We start from the raw sequence: 24,128 nt of genomic DNA on the forward strand, positions 1-24,128 counted from the left end.
AAATCCTATATTTGCCTCATTATGGGAATTCGTTCAATATTAAGTAAACCTCTGGCGGCTTACGTAGTTGCCCAACAAAAAAAATGGATTGCCCGCTCGGCACAAGTTCAGGCTGAATGGAGACAAAAACTTGTTGAGCAAGCCGGCAATACTACCTTTGGCAAAGACCATCATTTTAAGGATATACAGTCTTACGAAGATTACAAACAGGCCATTCCTGTGCGTGATTATGAAGATGTGAAGCACTATATCAATCAGATTCTGGAAGGCGAAGAAAATGTACTATGGCCGGGTAAGCCTCTTTACTTTGCCAAAACTTCGGGCACTACTTCGGGCACCAAATATATCCCCATCTCCAAAGATTCTATCCATAATCATATTGATTCAGCCAAGAATGCCTTGCTCAATTATATCAATGAAACGGGCAAATCATCGTTTTTAGATTATAAGCTCATTTTTCTATCGGGTAGCCCTGTGATGAAAGAAAAACATGGTATCCATATCGGTCGACTTTCAGGGATTTCGACGCACCATGTTCCGGCTTATCTGCAAAGCAATCGTATGCCTTCTTATGAAACCAATTGTATTGAAGACTGGGAAGAAAAACTGGAGAAAATAATTGATGAAACCATCAATCAACCCATGAGCCTTATTTCTGGCATTCCGCCCTGGGTACAAATGTATTTTGATAGAATTCAGGCTCGCACGGGTAAAAAGATAAAAGATGTTTTTCCGCATTTTGATTTATTTGTCTATGGTGGTGTAAATTTTGAACCTTATCGGGCAAAGCTTTTTGAATCCATCGGTAAACCGGTCGATTCGGTAGAATTATACCCAGCTTCTGAAGGCTTCTTTGCTTATCAGAATGAGCAGCATGATCCGGGAATGTTATTGTTATTAAATACCGGAATCTTCTATGAATTCATTCCTGCTGATGAGTATTTCAATGAAAAACCTACTCGCCTGAGTATTGAAGAGGTTGAGTTAGGAAAGAACTATGCGTTAGTCATTAACAATAATGCCGGACTATGGGGTTACTCTATCGGTGATACCGTTAAGTTTGTTTCTCTTAATCCATATAAAGTAATTGTATCTGGTAGAATCAAACATTTCATCTCAGCTTTTGGTGAACACGTGATTGGGGAAGAGGTAGAAAAAGCAATGAAATTTGCCTGCGAACGTCACCCGGAAGTGGAAGTAATAGAGTTTACTGTTGCTCCTATGGTAACCGCAGCCGACGGGCTTCCCTATCATGAATGGCTGATTGAATTTGCTACACCTCCGAAAAATATGGAGCAGTTTGCCAAAGATTTAGATGAGAGAATGATTAAATTGAATGTCTATTATGATGATTTGATTACGGGTAGTATTCTCAGGCCGTTAGTTATTACCTCATTGAAAAGAGATGCCTTTATCAACTATATGCGTTCACAAGGGAAATTAGGTGGCCAGAACAAAGTTCCTCGTTTATCCAATGACCGCAAAATTGCTGATGAATTGGGAAAGATGGTTTAGGATTTTGAGTTTAACCACAGAGTTTCATTAAGTAAAATATGACTAGAATCATGTTCATGTGCGCCTTTATAATAAGTCGTATATGAACATTTTTTTTTAATTTCACGTTGAAAAATCAACCAACATTGCATCAACAAATATGAAAGTCGAACAAATCTACACGGGTTGTCTGGCACAAGGAGCCTATTATATTGAATCAGAAGGAGAAGCTGCCATTATTGACCCTTTACGCGAAGTAAACACTTATATTAATAAAGCTAAGAAAAGTGGAGCCATCATCAAATACATTTTTGAGACCCACTTCCACGCAGATTTTGTTTCTGGTCATTTAGAATTGTCGCAAAAAACCAATGCCCCGATTGTCTATGGCCCCAATGCCAATCCTGCCTTTGAGAGTATTATTGCTACTGATGAACAAGTGTTTAAGCTAGGTAAAATCAAAATAAAAGTTCTGCATACCCCCGGCCATACGATGGAATCTTCGTGCTATTTGCTATTCGATGAAAATGGTAAAGAGTATTGTATTTTCACAGGAGATACACTATTTATCGGAGATGTTGGTCGCCCTGACCTTGCTCAAAAATCAGACCTGACCGTACATGATCTGGCCGGACATTTATACGATTCTTTAAGAAATAAAATCCTTCCTTTATCTGACCATCTCATTGTCTATCCGGCTCATGGCGCAGGCTCGGCATGTGGAAAAAATATGAGTAAGGAAACATTCGATTCATTGGGGCATCAGAAACAGGTAAACTACGCCTTGCAGGAACAAAGCAAAGAAGACTTCATCAAAGCTGTTACAGATGGCCTGACACCCCCACCCTACTATTTCCCGAAAAACGTTCAATTGAATAAAACAGGCTCGGCAAGCTTAGAAACTGTAATGGAGTCAGGCTTACAGGCATTATCACCTGAAGCTTTTGAAGTAGCTGCTAATGAAACCGGAGCGATTATTCTGGACACCCGCCAATCCGCTGAATTTAAAGACGCATTCATACCCAATAGTATTAATATTGGTATCAAAGGCGATTTTGCGCCCTGGGTTGGTACATTGATAACCGATATTCAACAACCTATCATATTTGTAGCAGAGGCAGGTTTGGAAAAGGAAGTGATTACCCGCTTATCACGAGTAGGTTATGATAATATATTAGGTTATCTGGAAGGAGGTATTGAGGCATGGAAAGAAGCAGGTAAAGAAACTGATAGTATTGAATCTATTTCTCCACAAGAGTTTCGTAATATATACCTTGAAGGAGATATTACAGTAAAGGATGTTCGTAAAAGTAGTGAATACGAAACAGAACATCTAGTCAATGCTGATAATATACCCTTGGCCTATATAAGTGAGAATATGGGTGAGTTTTCGAAGAAAGCAATTAATTTTATTCATTGTGCAGGAGGTTATCGCTCAATGATTGCTGCCTCAATATTAAAATCAAGAGGTTTTGATAATGTAGTCAATGTTGAAGGTGGTATTGGCGCCATTAAGCAATTATTACCAACTTCTGATTTAGTCTCTTCTCATTAAAAATCAGGCGCTTATATCAATCTTAGATATAAGCGCCTTTTTCCTTATCATCTCAAATTTCCTCTTAGCTAAAACTTCCGCCATTTATCATAATATTGATGCAAATTACTGTATATACATATACTTTTGTATATTAAAACCATTTGGGTACTAGTGTACATAAACTTACACTTCAAACTGCTGTTTATTTTGTATCCTAAACCGGTTTTATCGCGTGAAAACTCTAATAACTATACCGTTTTATAAACCATGTTACAATTTTTGAAATATGTCTTTGCGACAATCGTTGGCCTCTTTCTGTTTGGAATAATTAGCATTTTTATATTGATAGGTATCGGCTCAATGATGTCTAATTCTGATGAAAAAACGACTGTATCCAAAAATTCTGTCTTAAAAATAGACCTCAATCAAATCATTACCGAAAACACTCCGCAAGAAGATCCATTTACTGAGCTTTTATCTGGTGGCCGTGGTCCTGGAAAAATAGGTTTGCCGCAAATCAAAGAAGCTATTGCCAATGCCAAGCTAGATCCGAATATTGAGGGTATTTATTTACACGCTGAATATCCATCTGCAGGTTTTGCTACTTTAGAGGAAATCAGAAGTTATCTGGAAGATTTCAAAAAATCTAAAAAGTTTGTGTATTCGTATGCCGAAGTTATGTCGGAAGGTTCGGTTTACCTCGCTTCCGTAGCTGATAAGATTTACCTGACACCAAGTGGTGGCTTAGACTTTAATGGCCTCAATGCGAAATATACTTTTATGAAAGGCTTATTTGAGAAAATCGGTGTAAAACCTGAGATTTTCAGAGTAGGTGAATATAAAAGTGCAGTTGAGCCGTTTTTCAGAACCAATATGAGTGATGCGAACCGCGAGCAGACGCAGTCTTTTATCAACGACATTGCTGCACGTTTCTATGGCGATATTTCAAAATCAAGAAATATCCCAATGGATGAATTGAACAATATTTTGAATAATGCCTTAATTCAGGAACCTGGCGATGCAGTAAAATATAAGTTAATTACCAATACAGGCTATTGGGATGAATTTGAGCAGGCACTTCGCCACCAATTACATTTAGATAAAGACAAAAAGATTGAATACGTTACCTTAAATAAATATCTGAAAGCTGATAAATATGTAAAAGAAGGAAGTCTTTCCAGAAAAATTGCAGTAATTGTAGGTGAAGGGGATATCGTGACTGGTGAAGGCGAAGACGGTAATATAGGCTCTGATAAAATTGTAAAGGAATTACAAAAGGCTCGTAATGATTCTAAAGTAAAAGCCATAGTATTAAGAATTAATTCTGGTGGAGGTAGCTCATTAGCATCTGATGTGATGTGGAGAGAAGTTGAATTGACAAAAAAAGTAAAACCTGTCATTGCTTCTATGGGTGATTATGCTGCTTCGGGTGGCTATTATATGGCGATGTCTTGCGATACGATCGTGGCTCGTCCAACAACTATTACAGGTTCTATTGGTATTTTCGGAATGATTTTCAATGTAGAAACACTAATGAACCAGAAACTAGGTATTACTTTCGATGCGGTTGGTTCACATAAATTCTCTGATTTCCCATCAGCAACCCGTACGATGAGTGATGCCGAAAAAATGATGATTCAGAACAGTGTAAATCATGGCTATGAAACTTTCACGGCTAAAGCCGCCAAAGGTCGCCACATGAGTGTTGATCAACTAAAAGCTATTGCTGGTGGTAGAGTATGGACAGGCACACAGGCCAAAGCGAATGGCTTGGTTGACGTATTAGGTGGTATTGATGATGCCATTAGAATTGCGGCTCAAAAAGCTAAATTAAAAGAAGGCGATTATAGAGTAAAATATTATCCGATTGAGAAATCAGGATTTGAGGCACTCTTTGATAAATTCAGCAAAGACAAGGAAGAAGAAAAAGTGAGAGCCTATTTAGGTGCATTTGCTCCATTTGCCAAGCAGATAAAAACGCTTCAAACGATGGACAAATTACAGGCTAGAATACCATTTGAATTAGAAGTAAAATAATAGCCGGGCATAAGCCCCGTCAATAAAACCAAAAGAAGAGAGAAAAAAGTGCTACCTTTGTACTTTATTCTCTCTTCTTTTTTATAGCTATCAGCTTTATAAGAAGAAAAAATACAATCGTCAACGATTGCCTGAATCTGGAAATAGCATGAAACTCACCGAAGCAAAATTTGTTCAAAGTGCCTCTGATTATCGCAAAAGCCCCAAGCCTTTGCTGCCTGAATATGCCTTTATAGGAAGGTCAAATGTCGGCAAATCATCTTTGATTAATATGCTCACAGCTAATAAAAACTTAGCCAAAACTTCGCAGACACCGGGGAAGACCCAATTAATTAATCACTTTATCATCAATAATAATTGGTTTCTGGTTGATTTACCAGGTTATGGATTTGCCAAAGCACCCAAAGCGGAGCGTGAAAAATGGGATAAAATGATCTGGGATTATCTGGCACATAGGGAAAACCTGATGTGCGTATTTGTACTGATAGATATAAGAATCGAACCACAAATGGTTGACCTTAACTTTATTGATGCAATAGGAGAAAAAAACATTCCTTTCTATTTAATATTTACAAAGGCAGACAAAGTTGGTAAAGTAACAGCCGAACAGAACATTGATTTATTTAAAAGGACAATGTTACAAACCTGGAGCAAGGTTCCGCCTTATTTTGTTACATCTTCTGAAAGAAGGATAGGACGTGAGGAATTATTGAAAGCAATTGATGAGTTAAATCAGTCTTTTAAAAAATAATTTATAATTTTGCATTCGTATGAATCGTTGATTAGCAAAGCTATCAGCTGAATTTATCCAACAATTTATCAAACAGGTAATTTATTGCCACTTATAAAGCTTACTTTATTTATCAAATGGAATTATTAAGAGACATCGCCCACATTTCGGGAAAAAGCGGATTATATAAAATTTTAAAGCCGGGCCGTGGTGGCGTAATTGTAGAAACGCTTGACGATAAGAAACAACGTGAAATGGTAAGTGCCAATGCACGTGTATCCGTTTTAAAAGATATTTCGATTTATACCGAAGACCAGAACAAATCAATCCCACTTTCGGATATTTTCCTGAAAATCCGTGAATTACACGGTGAAACAGTGGCGGATAATTATAAAAGCTTTTCAAACAACCAGTTCTTCGATTTCTTTGCACCGGTAGCTCCTGATTTTGACCGTGATAAAGTATATCCGTCAGACATCAAAAAAATCATTGGCTGGTATAATGTTCTTTCAAAAAATCTACCGGAAGTTTTCATAGCTCCAGCCGCTGAAGAAGCGACTGAAGTTGTTGAGCCAGTAGCGGAAGAAACCAAAGCAGAAGCCTAAGAGATTAATTTAATAACTTGAAAATCCCTGATTGAACAGAAATTCAGTCGGGGATTTTTGTTGATAAGAAATAGAGTCTGATTTTCTCGACTAATCGAATTTAAGGCTTTTTTTTAGCCATTTTGCTGTTACATTTGTAGCAGATTGCGAACCGGGAGGTTTGCACCACAAAATTATATGAACCGTATTCTTATTACAGGTGCTAACGGGCTGCTGGGTAGTGCCACCGCTAAAAAATTTGTTGAAGCAGGTTTTGAAGTACTAGCCTTGTGCCGTGCTGAAAGTGATTTGACTGCTCTTAAAGACATTGCTTCAAAAATAACCATCGTTGAGGGAGATATTCTCGATGTTGTTTCTTTAGAAAAAGCCTTTGAGAATGTAGACTTTGTGGTACATTCAGCGGCGGTAGTTTCTTATGCTCCGAAAGACAAAAACAGGATGTATAAGACAAACGTTGAAGGCACAGCCAACGTGGTAAATGCATGTATTTTGAAAGGCATCAAAAAGCTTTGCCATATCAGCTCTATTGCCGCTTTAGGTAAACCAGATACTCCTTTAAAACTAACAGCAAAGGATACGGTTATTGACGAAGATCAGAAATGGGAAGACTCCCCTATCAACTCTCACTATGCCAAAACCAAGTATTTATCAGAACTGGAAGTATGGCGTGGGAAAGCAGAGGGACTACCGATTGTCATTGTAAATCCTTCCGTTATATTAGGTGAAAGCGACTGGACGAAAAGTAGTACACAGTTGTTTAAATATGCCTTTGACGAGCATCGGTTTTATAGCGAAGGTAATATGAACTACGTAGATGTAAAAGATGTGATTGAGGCCATTTATCAGTTAACTACTTCGGATATTGAGGGTGAGAGATTTATCTTAAACGGAGGTACCGTGAGTTATAAAGAATTCTTCGAAAAAACGGCCAGATTATTCAATAAAAAACCGCCTACCAAAAAGGTATCGCCAATACTTACAGAAATCATCTGGCGGGTAGAAGGGTTCAGGTCATTTCTTACAGGAAAAGCACCGTTGATTACCAAAGAGACTGCTAAAAACTCCTTGATGAAGTTTGTCTATAAAAGTGACAAGATTCGTGAGACACTCCATTTCAAGTTTACTGATTTCGACGAAACCATTCAACGGGTAAGTATGTTTTTATTAAAGAGTCATTGATTTTTTGGGTAAAACTAACGTATAATGCCGGGTTTTGACCGGCTCATCCTTACAGTAAATTTATTAAGAGAAATCCTTGACATTTGATAAAAAATACTTATATTGAATCATAATTCTTGTCGGGATTGAGTATTTTTAATTGAAAACACTTTAAATCCTTTATTTAAAGCTGTTTATAAAAGATTAAGACTAACCCGGGCAATAACTTATAATTACCGTCCTACGGTAGGATCGTAAAAAACTTTGGGTAATCTTACATGCAACACGAATTCAGCGACAGATTCGAAAACTTCGATGACGCAGATGTAAAAGCGAGTGTCGAACGTTTTGAAAGAATGCTCAAAAGCCAAGAAACGGTCTTCTTCGATGAAGAAACCTATGAACAACTCTCTGAGTACTATCTTCTAACCGGAAAATGGGACATGGCCATGCAGGCCTGTCAGATGGGATTGGAGCAGTATCCCTACTCTCTCGACCTCCTTCTGGACCGAGCACAGATTCATGCTAATTTTGAACAGTTTGACGAAGCCATGGAAGTGCTCGACAGAGCCGCTACTTTTAATCCGGCTGACAACGAAATCACTTATATGCGAGGCGTTATCTGCAACCTGATGGGTAGCTATGAGGAAGCCATCGAACATTTGAGAGAAGCCTTATTGATGTCGGAAGAGAAAGAGTCGGTATATTTCCAATTGGCTCAGACATACCAGAACTGGCAGAAGTTTGAAGAAGCCGCTCATTTCTATAAAAAGGCCATTAAATATCAGTTTAATGAAGAAATAGCTTTTTATGAATTGGTTTTTTGCTTAGAGCAAATTAATAAATTAAAAGAAAACGTATCCTATTTTCAGGATTTAGTTGATAACAATCCTTATTCATATCTGGCGTGGTTTGCCTTGGGTATGGTACATGGCAGGCTGAATAATCATAAAGATGCAGCTTATGCGTATGATTATGCCGTAACCATCAACGATAAATTTGCCTCGGGATGGTTCAATCTGGCCTATACTTATATCAATCTGGAAAACCATCTGGATGCGAAAGAATGTTATCTAAATGTATTGAAGAATGAGACACCTACTGCCGAGGTTTATACGCACCTTGGAGTAGCCTGTGAGAAATTAGAACAATACGAAGAAGCTTATAAATACTATAATGAGGCCGTTAACCTTGATGAAAACTGGGAAGAAGCCTGGTTTGGTATGGGCTCAGCATTATACGAGTTAAATCGTTGGTACGAAAGTATTCACTTTACTCAAAAGGCCATTAAGCTTAATGAAAGCAATGCTGACTACTGGCTTTTATTAGGAGATACAGAGGCAAAACTGGGCAATTTCTTATCAAGCAACGAAGCGTATCGGTTTGCAATGGGTCTGGACCCTAAAAACCCGGACATCTGGTTGAGCTGGTCTTTTTTATTCTTTGAAAACGGAGAATATACCAAGGCTTTTGAGATTATGTATGACGCTATCACCGAAATACCGGAAGATGCCGATTTGTATTATAGAGCTGCAGTTTATCTTATTTTAGATGGTAGCTTCAACGAAGCTTATCAGTATCTGGAATCGGGCTTAACGCTTAATTATGATGCCCATACGCAGGTTTATGACTTTTTCCCGAATCTAAATACACAGAAGGCATTGTTTAGAATCATTGAACAATACAAATAAATGAAACGGGGCTTTGAGATATCTCAAAGCCCCGTTTCATTTATACACTGCTTATCATAACATCTTCTCTTTTTCTAGAGAATTAGCACCTTTCTTCGATAAAGCCTTTACTCCATAAATCAAATCAGCAAAGCGCTCATCTTTAGTTAGTCCTTTTTTATATCGACTATATATTTGTTGAATCACTACCGAGTTCTTGAAAAGGCCAAAAACGTAGAAGTAGAGAATATTGGATACCTCTCTCCCACTCTTTTCGGCATAGCGTTCAGCAAACTCCTGACGCGTAAGATTTCCCGGAAGCCATGATAAATTAAATCCTTTTTCAAACATTCCATCGTTGGCCTCTGCCCAATAGGATAAGGTCGTACCTAAATCCATCAGAGGGTCTCCGACGGTTGTCATTTCCCAGTCTAAGACGGCTAATATATCCGACCAGTTATCTGCATTCAATACCAGATTATCATACTTGTAATCATTATGAATCAGCGTAGGTTTACCTTCTATCGGGAGATTAGCTTTTAGCCAGTTCGCCAGACTATCCATAGCCGTAATCTCGTCAGTTTGTGCGGCTAAATAGCGTTTATGCCACCCCTCTACCTGCCTTTGAATATAGCCTTCCGGCTTGCCTATATTAATCAAAGCTGGTTGCTCTCTACTTGATATCTCAATATCAATAGCGTGCAATTCTACCAGATTATCACATAAGGCTTCCGACATTTTCTGCATCATTTCAGGGCTTATATTTCCCATTAGCTTTGGTGCATCTTTTGCCCGCAAAATAATGCCCTCTACCCGCTCCATAATATAGAAAGGGCAATCCATTACAGATTCGTCTTCGGTATAGATAACAGGCTTGGGTATTTTCTGATAACCGCTGTTTTGCAGTGCACTAAGTATCTTATACTCCCGACCCATATCGTGCCCGCCTTTGATGTCTTTTGCACCAAATGGAGGCCTACGTAAAACGTAAGCTTTACCGACTGTCTTTAACAAATAGGTCAAATTAGAATATCCGCCTGGAAATTGGGCGATTTCGATGATAGGCTCAAAATCAGGTAAAGCTGAATGCAAAAACGCATTCAGCTTTACCAAATCAATTTCTTCACCCTGCCTGATACTTGTAGGAGAATCAATTTTAATTGCGCTCATGCTTATCGGGCTGGTTGGTGCTCGATTCTCAATAAATCATTCACTGTTTTAACAGGGTTAAAAGTAATGAGTGGAACCTCTACAAAAAGTGTATTCCAGTCTGACATTGCTCCGTTCCATAGACCCGGTAGCTCCTGTGCTTTCAGATCTTTACCGCTTTGCGATTTTTGTGTGATAAAACCTGTCATTGGGTCACGGTAATTCAATAAGTCAAATTTTTCGCCTTTATAGTCCTTTACAGAACATATCAGGTCAACCGGGTTAAAGTGAGTAGCTTTATCAAAAATCTCCTTCTGTTGCGCATTACCCAAATCAATCTGCGCCGATTCTACTACCTGCAAAGATACCGAGCTATCAGGGTCTTTTGCCCAGAATGGTCCACCACCGGGCTCACCTACGTTTTTCACCATGCCACACAAGCGAATCGGTCTATTCAGTTTGCGTTTGCAATAGTCCATTTTGGCATCTGCTGAAAAACTCTCAAAACCTTCAGGAGGCAATGTACAAAGCTTGGTTTCAAGGAAATCAAGAATTTCTTTTAACAATTCTTCATCTACCTCACCATTATATAATTTTTTGAGGTAAGAAAATATCTTCTCCTGATAATCAAGTAACAATCCTGCTAGCGCCTTTTTATATAAAATAGTCTCCTTTTTTAATCGGTCAGGCACTACATTGTCTACGTTTTTAATAAAAATAATATCTGCCTTTTGCTCATTCAGGTTTTCAAGCAAAGCACCGTGTCCGGCAGGACGGAAAAGTAATTCATCATCAGCCGTACGGAATGGCGTATTATCGATATTTACTGCAATGGTATCTGTAGAAGGCTTTTGCTCAGAGAAACTGATTTTATATTCTACATCATATTTCTTTTCATATTTGGGCAATACCGATTTTATCAGTTTCTTGAATTTCTTTTTATGCTCTGGAGAAACCGTAAAATGTAATCTTACTTTGCCCTTGCTATTGGCATATTTAGCTCCTTCTACCAGATGTTCTTCTAAGGGTGTACGAGCTTTTTTACCATATTGATGGAAATGCAACAAGCCTTTAGGCAAATTACCATAGTCTAAGCCTTTATCTGTTAACAAATGGTCTAAGATTACCTGATAATCAGCCGTTTCTGAGCCAATAGATTTGGTGAGTTTATTATAAAAGGCAAAATCTTTCAGACGTTCCAGAAATTCATTTACCGATTTATCCAGCTTCCCGTCATCCTTGGCAGAGAACAAAGACTTAAACATACGGGTAGCTGCACCTGAGGCAGGTACAAATTTCAGTAGTCTTAGTTTCTTGGCTTTTTTATCAAAATACTTGGCATATTTGCTCGCCTGAGCATCTGAGAGTGCGATAATGCCATCGCCAATGGTCGCAGCTTTGATTACATTCAGATACGGAAAACCCTTTTTAAAGTTTTCTATCTGTTGTTCAATAGTTTCGAGGCTAGCACCACGAACTTTGATTTTGTCAAGGTCTTTTTCGATGAACATATCACTTGTTGTATTTATACTTTTGATTGTGATTATTGCGACGTAATTTTACGAAAATTTAGAATCAAGGCAATACTTTGGGGTGATTTATTATGAACAGCATTCTTCCTCTTCTTCAGGCAACGCAACAGGCATCGGCGGGTATCAGAAATTTATCAGATGAACAAAAAAGTCAATTACTCAATCGACTGGCTATACTTATTGAGCAGTCGAAAGAGTTGATTATGACTGAAAATAAAAAAGACTTAGACCTGATGGATAAAGCTGATCCCAAATACGATCGACTCTTATTGAACGAAAATCGTATTCAGGGTTTAGCTGATTCGTTGAGAGAAGTAGCTTTATTGCCCGACCCAACAGGACAATTATTGCTTGAAAATCATCTGAATAATGGATTGACTATAAAAAAAATAGCCGTTCCAATAGGCGTTGTGGGAGTAATCTATGAATCCCGCCCGAATGTAACAATTGATGTAGCTTCTCTATGCCTGCGCTCAGGTAATGCTTGCGTATTGAAAGGTGGGAAAGAAGCTAACTTCTCAAATCAATGTCTGGTTGGTTTGATCCATCAGGCTTTGGAAGAAGCCGGAGTGGCTAAAGAAGGAGTATTACTCTTACCAACAGACCGAAAATTTACAGAAGAATTACTCAAAGCCACCCGCTTTGTAGATATTATTATTCCGAGAGGTTCTGATTCTTTGATACAATATGTTCGCCAGAACTCACTGATTCCTACCATTGAGACAGGTGCAGGGGTTGTGCATACCTATGTAGAAAAGACGGCAGATCTGGCAAAAGCCAAAGACATTATTGTCAACGCCCGTGTGTCTCGCCCATCAGTTTGTAATTCATTGGATTGCGCCATTGTTGATGAAGCTATCATAGCCTACTTTCTACCTTTATTGATTGAAGATTTCAACAAATGGAATGTTGAAGTATATGCAGATGCACCGGCTTATACTGCTTTTAAACAAGCAGGCTATGAAAAATTACATGAAGCAAAGCCGGAAGACTTTGGCAAAGAATGGCTGGATTATAAAATATCTATTAAAACTGTCAGCAGTATTGATGAAGCTTTAGCACATATTCAAGAATATTCGTCCCGTCATTCAGAAGCTATTCTGACGGAGAATCAGGCATTGGCTGATCAGTTTTTAAGAGAGGTGGATGCCGCGGCTGTTTATCATAATGCCTCTACCCGATTTACAGATGGCGGGCAGTTTGGCTTAGGTGCCGAAATCGGTATTTCTACCCAAAAACTTCATGCCAGAGGACCATTTGCCTTGGAGAAACTGGTCACTGAGAAATGGGTAGTAACCGGCAACGGGCAGGTAAGATGGTAATTTCCTGAAAGAAATTTCTTAATAAAAAGACAAAAGCCTACTCAAAGGCGTTATAGATAGAGCGAGTTTAGTATTCTTGTCAATCAGGAAAAGAATATTAAAATCGCTCTTAAGTATTAATCCATAGAAATGTTCTTATTTTGTGCCACACAAACCTATGATCGTTTATGAATAATCTGCCTGAGCCATATGCTCATCCTTACGCTTACGCATCAAAATTCAAAAAATCTGTTGTTTATTTCTCTATGGAATTTGCCATAGATCAATCATTAAAAACTTATTCGGGTGGTCTTGGGTTTCTGGCTGGCTCACATATGCGCAGTGCCTATCAATTGAAACAGAATCTGATTGGAGTAGGCATACTTTGGAAATACGGGTATTATGACCAAACCCGTAATAGCGACAATAGTATGGCTGTACAATTTCGTGAGAAGATGTATAGTTTTATAAAAGACACAGGTATCCGCTTTCAGATAACTATTCAGAATCGCCCGGTCTGGATTGCCGCTTATTTTCTTACACCTGATACTTTTGGGTCTGCACCTATGTTTTTTCTGACTACTGATACAGAAGGGAACGATGCCTGGGCTCGTTCATTGTCTTATCATTTATATGACAAAGACGCTTCAGTTAAGGTAGCTCAATGTATGATTCTGGGCTTGGGTGGTATGAAATTGCTGGACGAACTCAATTATCAACCTGATATTTATCATTTCAATGAGGCGCACGCTGTTTCAGGAGTATTTCATCTATACAAGAAACAGGGCAAAGTGGCTGATATTAAGAAAAATATCGTATTTACAACACATACACCCGAAGAAGCAGGCAACGAGAAGCATGACATTCATATGCTGGAGAGTATGAATTTCTTTAATGGAATTCCTTTAAATGAAGTTCGTAAGATTACTGGCATTAAAGATAATATCTTTAACCATTCATTGGTGGCACTTCGTTTCAGCAAAAAAGCGAATGCTGTTTCAAAACTACATGGAGATGTATCCCGCACCATGTGGAGTGGGCAAAGTGGCGTAGCTCCCATTACTCATGTAACCAATGCACAGAATAACCTCTATTGGGCGGATGAAGAACTGGAAAAAGCACGGAAGAAAGCAGATACCAAGAAAATAACTACACGCAAAAAGGAGCTTAAACAGGTTTTATTTAAAACAGTTGCTGACCAATGTGGTAAATTATTTAATCCTGATACATTAACGATTGTATGGGCCAGACGTTTTGCTGCTTATAAACGTCCTGATCTATTGACACGTGATAGAGAAAGATTTGAAAGAATCATGCGTAATACCCGTTACCCAATTCAGTTTATCTGGGCGGGCAAGCCTTATCCTTTTGATGATGGAGCAATTGGTATCTTTAATAACCTCTATTATTTGAGCCATCTTTTCCCGAATATGGCTGTGCTGACAGGTTATGAGTTGGCTTTATCAAAAACCTTGAAAGATGGGTCTGATGTATGGTTAAATAATCCAATTGTGACCCGTGAAGCATCTGGTACCAGTGGAATGACGGCTGCTATGAATGCCTCGCTTAATTTCTCAACCTTTGATGGTTGGGTATGCGAATTTGCCAGCGACCAGAACTCTTTTGTAGTTCCGGTTGCGACTGCTTATCCTGAATGGGAAAGAGATAATGCTGATATAAGTAATATGTTGGATATGCTTGAACATAAAATTCTGCCTATGTATTATGATAATCAAGCCGAATGGCAAAAGATGGTATTGCAGAGTATGAATGATGTAAATGCTTTCTTCGATTCAGACCGTATGGCAACTGAGTATTACGAGAAAGTGTATAGTGATAAATAAATATAAATCCAGATGTATTAAGAGGTTTTGCGAATTGTTGTTCGTAAAACCTCTTTTTTTATACAAAAGGTAATTTTGTTGTTTTATTCGTATACGATTAATAATTTGGTCGATTAAAACAGGGGGTTGATAGAGAAATTTCGCTGTTTTTTGAACTTAGGATTATTTTTTAGTTGTTAATATCTATATTTGCTCTCATTATCCTTTTTCTAAAGAAAACCAAATCTCAGTGCTTAAGAAAAAATTAACTTCAAAAGCGTATTTTTTATTAATACTGATGTTCTCTTTTATTTGCACACAATTCGTAACTGAAGGTATCAGAATCCACGAATTGACTGCCAATAAAACAGAGCAATGTTTGGATATTAGTCTTGAGGATAGTGGTTCTTTGGAAGCCAAATTGTTCAGTCTTGATGAAGCAGAAGAATGCTTTTCTGCCGGTCTGTTCAAGCCTGTTGTTATTGAGTGTACACTCAATAAAGAAGCTATGTTTTTCACCTCCTATGTACCCGAAGTGTACTTAGGTCTCAACACACCTCCCCCTGAGCAAATGCGTTTGCTCGCTTAAGTGTATTTTAAAAGTTTCTTCTCGCAGCAGGGTCTTCTTTGCTGTCAGATTATTCTTTTAAATACCCCAATAGCTTCTCGTGTAAAATGTTGTTTTTTTAATTAGCAATGCCTTTGTCGGTTACTGCTGTATCTATCATTGTACGATTCCAATAAAAGAATTTGACTTTCGAAGAATTACTTGGATTAAGAATTTATTAAGAATAAATTTAATCTAAGACCTTGACAGTCTTTCTTTTACGAATCACCAAAGAAACTATTTTATGAAAAATCTTACCCTCTCATTGTCGATGCTATTATTGGCATCGTCCTGCTCCTCTAATAAGGATGAAAAGCAGGTACAGGAAATGGAAAAATTTCCTGTAACGTCTCCTATCTCCATTGACACTACCTTGCCGGTTGACTACGTAGCAGAAATCAACGCTGTTCAGAATGTCGAAATCAGGGCAAGGGTCAAGGGATATCTGGATCATATCTATATCGACGAAGGTAAATATGTAAAACAGGGGCAGGTTCTGTTTACTATCAATAATCCTGAGTTGAACGAGAATATCGTAAAAGCCACGGCTGCGTTGAAAAGCACAGTTACAGAACTGAAAGCTGCCGAATTGGAGCTGAAAAACATCAAGTATCTGGTTGATAAAAACGTTGTTTCAAACACCCAGTTTGAAATGGCTAAAAATAAAGTTGATTTAGCTAAAGCAAAAGTAGAAGAAGCACAGGCCAACGAAACCTTCGCTAAAATTCAATTAACTTATACACAGGTCAAAGCACCTTTCAGTGGCATTGTGAATCGTATTCCTAATAAAACCGGAAGTTTGATGGAAGATGGTACGCTGTTGACTAGTATCTCTAAAAACGATGAAGTATTTGCGTATTTCGATGTTTCAGAAAAAGAATATCTCAACTATGCTGCTAATCTGAAAACAGATGCAGAGCAATCAAAAAATGTAACTTTGATATTAGCCAATGGTGAAGAGCATCCATTTAAAGGAAAAATTGAAACCACAGAGGGCGAAATAGAGCAAAGTACAGGAAATATTGCTTTCCGAGCCCGTTTTAGCAACCCGGAGAAGATTCTGAAACATGGTGCCAGTGGTAGAGTTCGCTTGCTAAGAAAATATAAAAATGCTTTGATTATTCCTCAGAAAGCTACTTTTGAGATTCAGGATAAAATGTATGTCTATGTGATCGACAAAAGCAATAAAGTCAAGTCTAAGCCTATCACTACCAATAGCCGGATGCCTCATTTTTATATCATAGATTCAGGCTTATCGCCTGATGACAAGATTATTTATGAAGGTATCCAGAATATCAAAGACGGCATGACCGTAGATCCGCAATTTGTGGAAATGAACGAAATATCGAAAGAATTTGCGGCTAACAACGCCCTAAGATAAGCCTTATCAACATGTTTACAAATTTTATCAACCGACCGGTACTATCGTTGGTTATATCCGTTTTTATAGTACTGTTAGGGGTTTTGGCTATGATTGGCCTCCCAATCACCCAGTATCCCGATATTGCCCCACCAGCCGTTTCTGTTACCACCAAATATACGGGTGCTAATGCCGAGGTATGTGCCAAAGCGGTAGTAACTCCTTTGGAAAGAGCCATCAACGGTGTGCCGGGCATGACCTATATGACTTCCGTTTCAGGTAATGACGGAACCAGTATTATCCAGGTCTATTTTGAAGTAGGTACCGACCCTGATGTAGCTGCCGTAAACGTGCAGAACAGGGTAACCACTGTATTGGACGAGTTACCTGAAGAGGTAATCAAAGCCGGGGTATCAACAGAAAAAGAGGTGAATAGTATGTTAATGTACATTAACCTTATCAGCGATGATACCTCTTTAGACGAAAAATTCATTTACAACTTTGCCGATATCAACGTTTTAGCTGAGCTTAAACGGATTGACGGAGTAGGTTTTGTAGATATTATGGGTTCTCGTGAGTATGCCATGCGTGTATGGCTGAAACCAACGCGAATGGATGCCTATGAAATCTCAGCTGACGATATTATTCAGGCATTGAAAGCCCAGAACGTAGAGGCCGCCCCCGGTAAAATCGGTGAGAGCTCAGGCCGTCAGCACCAGTCATTGCAATACGTATTGCGCTATACTGGTAAAATGACCACAAAAGAGCAATACGAAAATATCGTTATCAAAGTATCTGACAACGGAGAATTGCTTCGCTTGAAAGATGTGGCTGATTTAGAATTTGGCTCCTTAGATTACGATGTACTATCAAAAGAAAATGGCAAACCATCGGCGGCTATTGTATTGAAACAAAGACCGGGCTCTAATGCCAGCGAGGTAATTGATAACATTAAATCTCGTCTGAATTTCCTGAAAGAAACGACTTTCCCGCCAGGAATGAAGTATACAATCAGCTACGACGTTTCGCGCTTCCTGGATGCTTCTATTCATGAGGTTATTAAGACCCTTATCGAAGCCTTTATCTTAGTGGCTATTGTGGTATTCCTGTTCCTGCAAGACTTCCGCTCTACGCTTATTCCTGTATTGGCCGTGCCTGTTTCTCTGGTGGGAACCTTTGCCTTTATGCAATTATTTGGCTTTTCCATTAATCTTCTTACGCTCTTTGCCTTGGTATTAGCTATCGGTATCGTGGTTGATAATGCCATTGTAGTAGTGGAGGGTGTGCATGCCAAAATGGAAGAAAAACATTTAGGACCAAAAGAAGCTACTATTGAATCAATTGGTGAAATAAGTAGTGCCATTATTGCTATTACTCTGGTAATGTCAGCGGTGTTTGTGCCTGTGGCATTTTTATCTGGGCCTGTAGGGGTATTTTATCGGCAATTCTCGGTTACGATGGCCATTTCCATTGTTATTTCCGGTATAAATGCCTTGACACTTACACCTGCACTTTGTGCCTTGATGCTTAAAAATCCGCACACTGAGGTGAAGAAAAAGAATCTGCTGACCCGTTTCTTTGATAAATTCAACCAAGGCTATGATAAGCTATCTGATAGATATAAAAGCCTGCTAAGATTGATTGCCAATCGACGTCTGGTAACAGTACTTGTATTGGTTGCCTTTAGTGTGGGTACCTGGGGTGTGGGTAAGGTGTTACCTACCAGTTTTATCCCAACGGAAGACCAAGGAACTATCTATGTCAATGTTACTACACCCGTAGGTGCTACGCTGGAACGTACAGAAGAGGTGATGAATGAAATTGACAGGATTGCCAAGACATTGCCGGAAGTAGAATCTATCTCCAGTTTGTCTGGTTTTAGTATGATGACTGATGGTGTAGGAGCTTCCTTTGGAATGAGTACCATCAACCTGAAAGCATGGGATGAACGCAAGGCTAATGCCAACGATATTATTGCGCAAATGGTTGAAAAAACCAAGCATATCAAAGATGCTGAAATACAGTTTTTCCCTCCACCTGCTGTGCCGGGCTTCGGAAATGCCAGTGGTTTTGAGTTGCGTATGCTTGACAAAACGGGCTCAGGAAATCTGCAAAAAACAGCAGAAGTGGCTGACGAATTTATAGAGGAACTCAAAAAACGCCCTGAAATTAAAGAAGTGTTTTCGAGTTTCAACCCCAATTTCCCACAATATCTGATTCATGTAGATCAGGACATGGCTGCTAAGAAAGGGATTTCGGTAGATGCTGCTATGAGTAATCTGCAATCGTTGATTGGTAGTTTTTATGCCACCAACTTCATTTTGTTCGGACAGATGTATAAAGTAATGATACAGGCTGATCCGAAATATCGTGCCCAGCCAGAAGACATCATGAAACTTCGCATTAAGAATAAAAACGGCGAAATGGTACCTTATGCCATTTTTAGCCGCATTGAGCGTGTATATGGCCCGGAACAATTGACGCGCTATAATATGTATGTATCAGCCATGTTGAATGGTGAAGCTGCCAAAGGTTATAGTAGTGGAGATGCCATCAAAGCGGTAGAAGAGGTAGCTAAGGCAAAATTGCCTCGTGGGTATACTTTCGAATGGTCTGGGATGACACGTGAAGAGGTACTTTCGGGCAATCAGGTAGTATATATTTTTATTATCTGTCTCCTGTTCGTTTATCTGCTTCTGGCAGCCCAGTATGAAAGCTTCATGCTTCCATTACCAGTTATTCTCTCATTGCCTGTCGGAATATTTGGCTCCTTATTTTTCTTGTACCTATTCGGTCTGGAAAACAATATTTATGCACAAGTAGCCATGGTTATGCTCATAGGGCTATTGGGCAAGAATGCCATTCTGATTGTCGAATTCGCCGTATTGCAACAGAAAGAGGGCAAGACTTTGCTTAAGGCAGCCATTGGCGGTGCAGTAGCCCGTTTCAGACCTATCCTGATGACCTCTTTTGCTTTCGTAGCTGGTCTGATTCCGCTTATGTCTGCATCTGGTGCAGGGGCAATTGGTAACAAAACCATTGGTACTGCTGCTGCTGGAGGTATGTTGTTCGGAACCATCTTCGGGGTTATCATCATTCCGGGCTTATACGTCATCTTTGCCGGAATGCCAAAACGAAAGAAAAACACGAAAAAAACTAACAAGGAAGCGTATGTTGAAGCATAGATATATTTATTTACTCGTCTGTCTCATTTTTTTGGGTGGTTGCAAAATCAAGCAAAATTTACCACAGAATAAATCTGTGGTCATACCACAACAGTTTAGTGCCAAAACCGACACAACCACTAGTCAATTAGCCAGCATGCAGGATTTCTTTGCAGACCCTGCGCTGATGGCGCTCATAGATACTGCCTTAAAGAATAATTTCGATTTGCAGATAGCTTTACAAAATATAGAGCTGGCTCGTGCAGGTGTGCGTTTTACCCAAGGCATTGATATGCCTGATTTATCGGCTGCTGCGAGTATGGGCGCACGTAAATTCGGAAATTATACCATTGATGGGGTGGGTAATTATGATACGGGGTTTTCTACTAATCTGGATAACAAACAAAAAATACCATCGCCAGTTATCCCTGATTTTTTTCTCGGTCTTCAATCTTCATGGGAGGTGGATTTATGGGGAAAACTCAAAAGTAAAAAGAAAGCTGCCGCAGCCAGATTTATTGCCAGCGAACATGGTCGGAATCTGGTAGTTACGTCTATGGTATCAGAAATTGCAGATGCTTATTTCCAACTGTTGATTCTGGATAACGAACTGAAAATATTAGAAGATAATATTAAACTGCAACAATCGGCTTTAGACATTGTAAAAGCGTTGAAACATGCAGGAGAAGGAAATCAGCTAGGAGTTGAATTGATGAGCGCCCAATTGCTTAGTTCTCAAGCGCTGAAAGTAGAAGCAAAACAGAAAATTATTGAAAACGAAAATAAGATTAATTTCTTATTAGGTAGATTCCCACAGACTATTGAGCGTAAAACAATAGCTTGGGAAAGTATCGTTCCACCAAAATTATCTACCGGAATACCGTCGGCTTTATTAGAAAACAGGCCGGATATTAAACAGGCAGAGTTCGATTTAATAGCGGCCGATGCGGATATTTATTCAGCGAAGGCTGCTTTCTATCCATCGCTTAATCTGAACGGTTCGATGGGTTTGCAGGCTTTCAAAGCGGCTGTTCTTTTCAATCCGGGTTCATTAGCTTATGGTGTGGCTGGTGGTTTGTTTGCCCCATTACTAAACAGACGCCAATTAATTGCCGATCTGATGGCATCAGAAGCAGAGCAAAAAATAGCTTATACTAACTATAAAAGAACCATTGTAAACAGTTTTACTGAAGTATACAATTATCTGAATCTGATTGAGAATACCAACGAAATACATCAGTTAAAATCGAAAGAAGTAGATGTGCTTAAAAGCTCAATCACCACTTCGATAGATTTATTTAAGTTTGGTAGTGCTACTTATCTGGAAGTTGTAACAGCTCAGAAAAATGCTTTACAGGCACAAATGGAACTGATTAATCTAAGAAAGAGCCAATATAATGCCGTTATCGGGCTTTATAGAGCCTTAGGTGGTGGCTGGCGCTCAGTGATTTAAAAACAAGAAAGGCTGATCAGATTGAACAGCCTTTCTTGTTTTTATCAAGAAGCCTTCACCCTTTGTTGCTCACTTTCTGAACCACCATTCTGGCGTATTTTCAGGTTCTGGCCTTTATTGAATCTATAGGCAAACGAGATTGTTATTACACGGGTATCCAGATAGCTAAACCAGCTGGCAGCGGCATTTTTGATATTCCGGATATCGCCACCCACCTGATTGGTATAGAATATATCGTTTACATTCAGCCTCAAAGTACCTTTATCATTCATTATTTTGGTTGATACTCCCGCTCTGATAGAACCGATTGGGATAACCAGAAACTGTCCTGATAATACTTTAGTTTGATAAGATCCTGCTAATTCGGCACTCCATTTTTTATTAATCACAAACTGGTTGGTTGGCACAACTACCCAGAACCAACGTGAATCGTTGAGAGTTTCGGTATAAATCGGGCTTTCGAATTTATTATTGAGATACGAAGTGTACAATTGGAGTGTCCACCATTTTTGTATCCTGAAAGTACCATTTACTTCAATACCATATGACACCTGTTTGGCAAAATTACCCGGACGGCTATAATAGATATTTCCTCTCTGCTCGTTGGTCTCCGAAATCACATTGTTAGATTGGCTGTATTGCAGCGTAGTTGTCAGGAAATTATTGAATGTATAAGATAACTCTGCATTATAAGAGAAAGTTGGTTGCAGGAATGGGTTACCTCCATAGTAAGTAAATCTATCCATCGGATAAGTAAACGGATTCATATCCTTATAATTAGGACGATCGATACGTCTGCCCACTGACAAACCAATAACATGCTTTGATGCTGAATCAACTCTATATTGTGTATAAAAAGTAGGAAAAAGGCTGGTATAATTTCTTTTAAATGAAGAATCTTTCACCACTACATTACCTAGCTGATTACCTACAATATTGGTATTCTCTAAACGCAAACCAGCCTGAACTGAAATTTTCTTAAAGTCTCTTGAATAATTGACATAGGCTGCATTGATATTTTCTTTGTATTGAAAATTGTTGGAGAAAGTATAATTTGGTACTTTCTGATTATCAGTCACGTCATAAAAATCAGCAATATTTCCAGTTTTTACAAAGCTGGTTTTAACTCCTGCTTCAATTCTCCCACCCTTGGCGAGTGGATTAATATAATCAACCTTTGCGGCTCTGATACTAATATCAGATGGCAAGTCAGATTCCAGAATACTTTTATTAATCAAACTTCCGTCAGGATTCAAGTTACTGTTTTGTAATCTCTGGTCAATCTTTGATTTATACATAATATTATCCAGATTGACTGATATTTCTTTGCCTTTTGTATTCATTTGGTGAGTCATATTCAGATTTACACTACCATTTTTAAAGAGCGTATTTGTTGGATTATAGGCATCAACCAGACCCGTTATTACATTCTGTCCATCTCTGATAACTGCTTTATTTGTCAGATTTTTGCTTGATGGATTGATGAATCCACTCAAAGCAACACCAATTGTAGTCTTTTTAGATATATAGTAATCTAGCCCTAATTTCAGGTTATTGCTTCTGTTAGTAGGTCTGATGTACGAGTTCTGCACGAATGTAGAACTCAATTGTCCTTCCGGTGTAAAGTATTTACGGGTAATCGTTAAATCCTGGTAACTACTATTCCTATTGACACTCAGGTTAGAAAAGAAGTTGAATTTATTGATTCGATAATTGAAGTTGAAGCTATTATTGGTACGCATGAAACGCCCTTGTCCATAAGAAAGGTTCAAACCTCCATTCATTCCTCGGGCTACATTTTTCTTCAGGCGGATATTAATCACACCCGAATTCCCTGCTGCATCATACTTAGCAGGTGGGTTGGTCATAATCTCAATAGATTCTATGGTTGATGAGGGAATGGTGCGTAGGTAGTTAGCTAAGTCAGCCGCTGAGAGGTATGTTGGTTTGTCATCAACAAAGACTACTACCCCACCCTTTCCTCTTAAAGAGATATTTCCATTCACATCAACGGTTACACCCGGTGCTTTTTCTAATACTTCCAGAGAAGTTACCCCCGCATTGCTTATTAAAGCTTCAGGATTAATGACCGTCCGGTCAATTTTTTGTACAACAAAAGCTTTCTGGGCTTTCACGGCCACTTCCTGCAATTCATTGGTGCTATTACTCAGGGGAATACTCTCTAAGTCTATGGCACTGTTTTGGGCTGTTAGAATCAGTTTCTTTGAAGCATATTTATTCATGCCTACATAACTCACTTCTACTTGAAGTGTATCGTATTTTAGCTTATCAAACTCAAACCTCCCGTCTAGATCTGTAAAAGATGATTTCAAAATACTGCCTTTCTGATTTTTTGACAAAATAACGGTTGCACCAACAATGGCTTCGTTTTTATCTCCCTTTACAGAGCCTTTTATAATACCGTTTTGTGCTTTAGATACAGTCGTAATCAATAATAAAAGTAATAGCTTTTTAAACATAATCTGGTATGTGTGCTTAATTCAGGTT

General features: G+C 38.8%; 16 protein-coding genes. 13 read left to right on the top strand and 3 right to left on the bottom strand.

Annotated elements, in window-relative coordinates; translation table 11 throughout:
* The first annotated feature begins 21 nt into the window (after positions 1 to 21).
* The 7 genes from ACYVFA_RS26750 to ACYVFA_RS26780 all read left to right on the top strand — a co-directional run bounded on the left by ACYVFA_RS26750 (position 22) and on the right by ACYVFA_RS26780 (position 9,252).
* Positions 22 to 1,515 (top strand): GH3 auxin-responsive promoter family protein, encoded by a 1,494-nt coding sequence (locus ACYVFA_RS26750; protein ID WP_460474931.1) that lies wholly within the window; start codon positions 22 to 24, stop codon positions 1,513 to 1,515.
* Between the two features lie 139 nt (positions 1,516 to 1,654).
* Positions 1,655 to 3,049, top strand: a complete 1,395-nt coding sequence (locus ACYVFA_RS26755) for an MBL fold metallo-hydrolase (protein ID WP_460474932.1) — start codon at positions 1,655 to 1,657, stop codon at positions 3,047 to 3,049.
* A gap of 249 nt (positions 3,050 to 3,298) precedes the next feature.
* Entirely contained in the window at positions 3,299 to 5,068 is a 1,770-nt protein-coding gene (gene sppA / locus ACYVFA_RS26760; protein WP_460474933.1) for a signal peptide peptidase SppA, read from the top strand.
* 148 nt (positions 5,069 to 5,216) lie between these two features.
* The gene (gene yihA, locus ACYVFA_RS26765; RefSeq protein WP_460474934.1) at positions 5,217 to 5,819 is read left to right on the top strand and encodes a GTP-binding protein; all 603 of its coding nucleotides are present in this window, start codon (positions 5,217 to 5,219) and stop codon (positions 5,817 to 5,819) included.
* A gap of 116 nt (positions 5,820 to 5,935) precedes the next feature.
* Positions 5,936 to 6,403: a DUF5606 family protein gene (locus ACYVFA_RS26770; RefSeq protein ID WP_460474935.1), complete on the top strand. Its 468-nt coding sequence runs from the start codon at positions 5,936 to 5,938 to the stop codon at positions 6,401 to 6,403.
* A 177-nt stretch (positions 6,404 to 6,580) separates the two neighbouring features.
* Positions 6,581 to 7,582: a Rossmann-fold NAD(P)-binding domain-containing protein gene (locus ACYVFA_RS26775; RefSeq protein WP_460474936.1), complete on the top strand. Its 1,002-nt coding sequence runs from the start codon at positions 6,581 to 6,583 to the stop codon at positions 7,580 to 7,582.
* Positions 7,583 to 7,839: 257 nt separating this feature from the next.
* Positions 7,840 to 9,252, top strand: coding sequence for a tetratricopeptide repeat protein (locus ACYVFA_RS26780; protein WP_460474937.1), 1,413 nt, complete (start codon positions 7,840 to 7,842; stop codon positions 9,250 to 9,252).
* A 54-nt stretch (positions 9,253 to 9,306) separates the two neighbouring features.
* Here the strand turns inward: ACYVFA_RS26780 and ACYVFA_RS26785 are convergent, their stop codons facing one another.
* On the bottom strand, positions 9,307 to 10,401 hold the full coding sequence (locus ACYVFA_RS26785) for a phosphotransferase family protein (RefSeq protein ID WP_460474938.1): 1,095 nt from the start codon (positions 10,399 to 10,401) through the stop codon (positions 9,307 to 9,309).
* Between the two features lie 2 nt (positions 10,402 to 10,403).
* The gene (locus tag ACYVFA_RS26790; RefSeq protein ID WP_460474939.1) at positions 10,404 to 11,891 is read right to left on the bottom strand and encodes a DUF4301 family protein; all 1,488 of its coding nucleotides are present in this window, start codon (positions 11,889 to 11,891) and stop codon (positions 10,404 to 10,406) included.
* A gap of 92 nt (positions 11,892 to 11,983) precedes the next feature.
* On the opposite strand from ACYVFA_RS26790, the gene ACYVFA_RS26795 reads away from it, so the two are divergent.
* The 6 genes from ACYVFA_RS26795 to ACYVFA_RS26820 all read left to right on the top strand — a co-directional run bounded on the left by ACYVFA_RS26795 (position 11,984) and on the right by ACYVFA_RS26820 (position 21,620).
* Entirely contained in the window at positions 11,984 to 13,234 is a 1,251-nt protein-coding gene (locus ACYVFA_RS26795; RefSeq protein WP_460474940.1) for a glutamate-5-semialdehyde dehydrogenase, read from the top strand.
* A 167-nt stretch (positions 13,235 to 13,401) separates the two neighbouring features.
* A complete protein-coding gene (glgP, locus tag ACYVFA_RS26800) occupies positions 13,402 to 15,057 on the top strand; it encodes an alpha-glucan family phosphorylase (protein WP_460474941.1) in 1,656 nt (551 codons plus the stop codon).
* Positions 15,058 to 15,334: 277 nt separating this feature from the next.
* On the top strand, positions 15,335 to 15,625 hold the full coding sequence (locus ACYVFA_RS26805) for a hypothetical protein (protein WP_460474942.1): 291 nt from the start codon (positions 15,335 to 15,337) through the stop codon (positions 15,623 to 15,625).
* 262 nt (positions 15,626 to 15,887) lie between these two features.
* Complete coding sequence (locus ACYVFA_RS26810; RefSeq protein ID WP_460474943.1) at positions 15,888 to 17,024, top strand: efflux RND transporter periplasmic adaptor subunit; 1,137 nt, start codon at positions 15,888 to 15,890, stop codon at positions 17,022 to 17,024.
* An 11-nt stretch (positions 17,025 to 17,035) separates the two neighbouring features.
* Positions 17,036 to 20,188: an efflux RND transporter permease subunit gene (locus tag ACYVFA_RS26815; RefSeq protein ID WP_460474944.1), complete on the top strand. Its 3,153-nt coding sequence runs from the start codon at positions 17,036 to 17,038 to the stop codon at positions 20,186 to 20,188.
* Positions 20,175 to 21,620 (top strand): efflux transporter outer membrane subunit, encoded by a 1,446-nt coding sequence (locus ACYVFA_RS26820; protein WP_460474945.1) that lies wholly within the window; start codon positions 20,175 to 20,177, stop codon positions 21,618 to 21,620. Before ACYVFA_RS26815 ends, ACYVFA_RS26820 begins: the two co-directional genes overlap by 14 nt.
* A 44-nt stretch (positions 21,621 to 21,664) precedes the next feature.
* Here the strand turns inward: ACYVFA_RS26820 and ACYVFA_RS26825 are convergent, their stop codons facing one another.
* The gene (locus ACYVFA_RS26825) at positions 21,665 to 24,100 is read right to left on the bottom strand and encodes a TonB-dependent receptor (protein ID WP_460474946.1); all 2,436 of its coding nucleotides are present in this window, start codon (positions 24,098 to 24,100) and stop codon (positions 21,665 to 21,667) included.
* Between the last annotated feature and the right edge of the window lie 28 nt (positions 24,101 to 24,128).

The sequence above is a fragment of the Emticicia fontis genome (assembly GCF_054779675.1).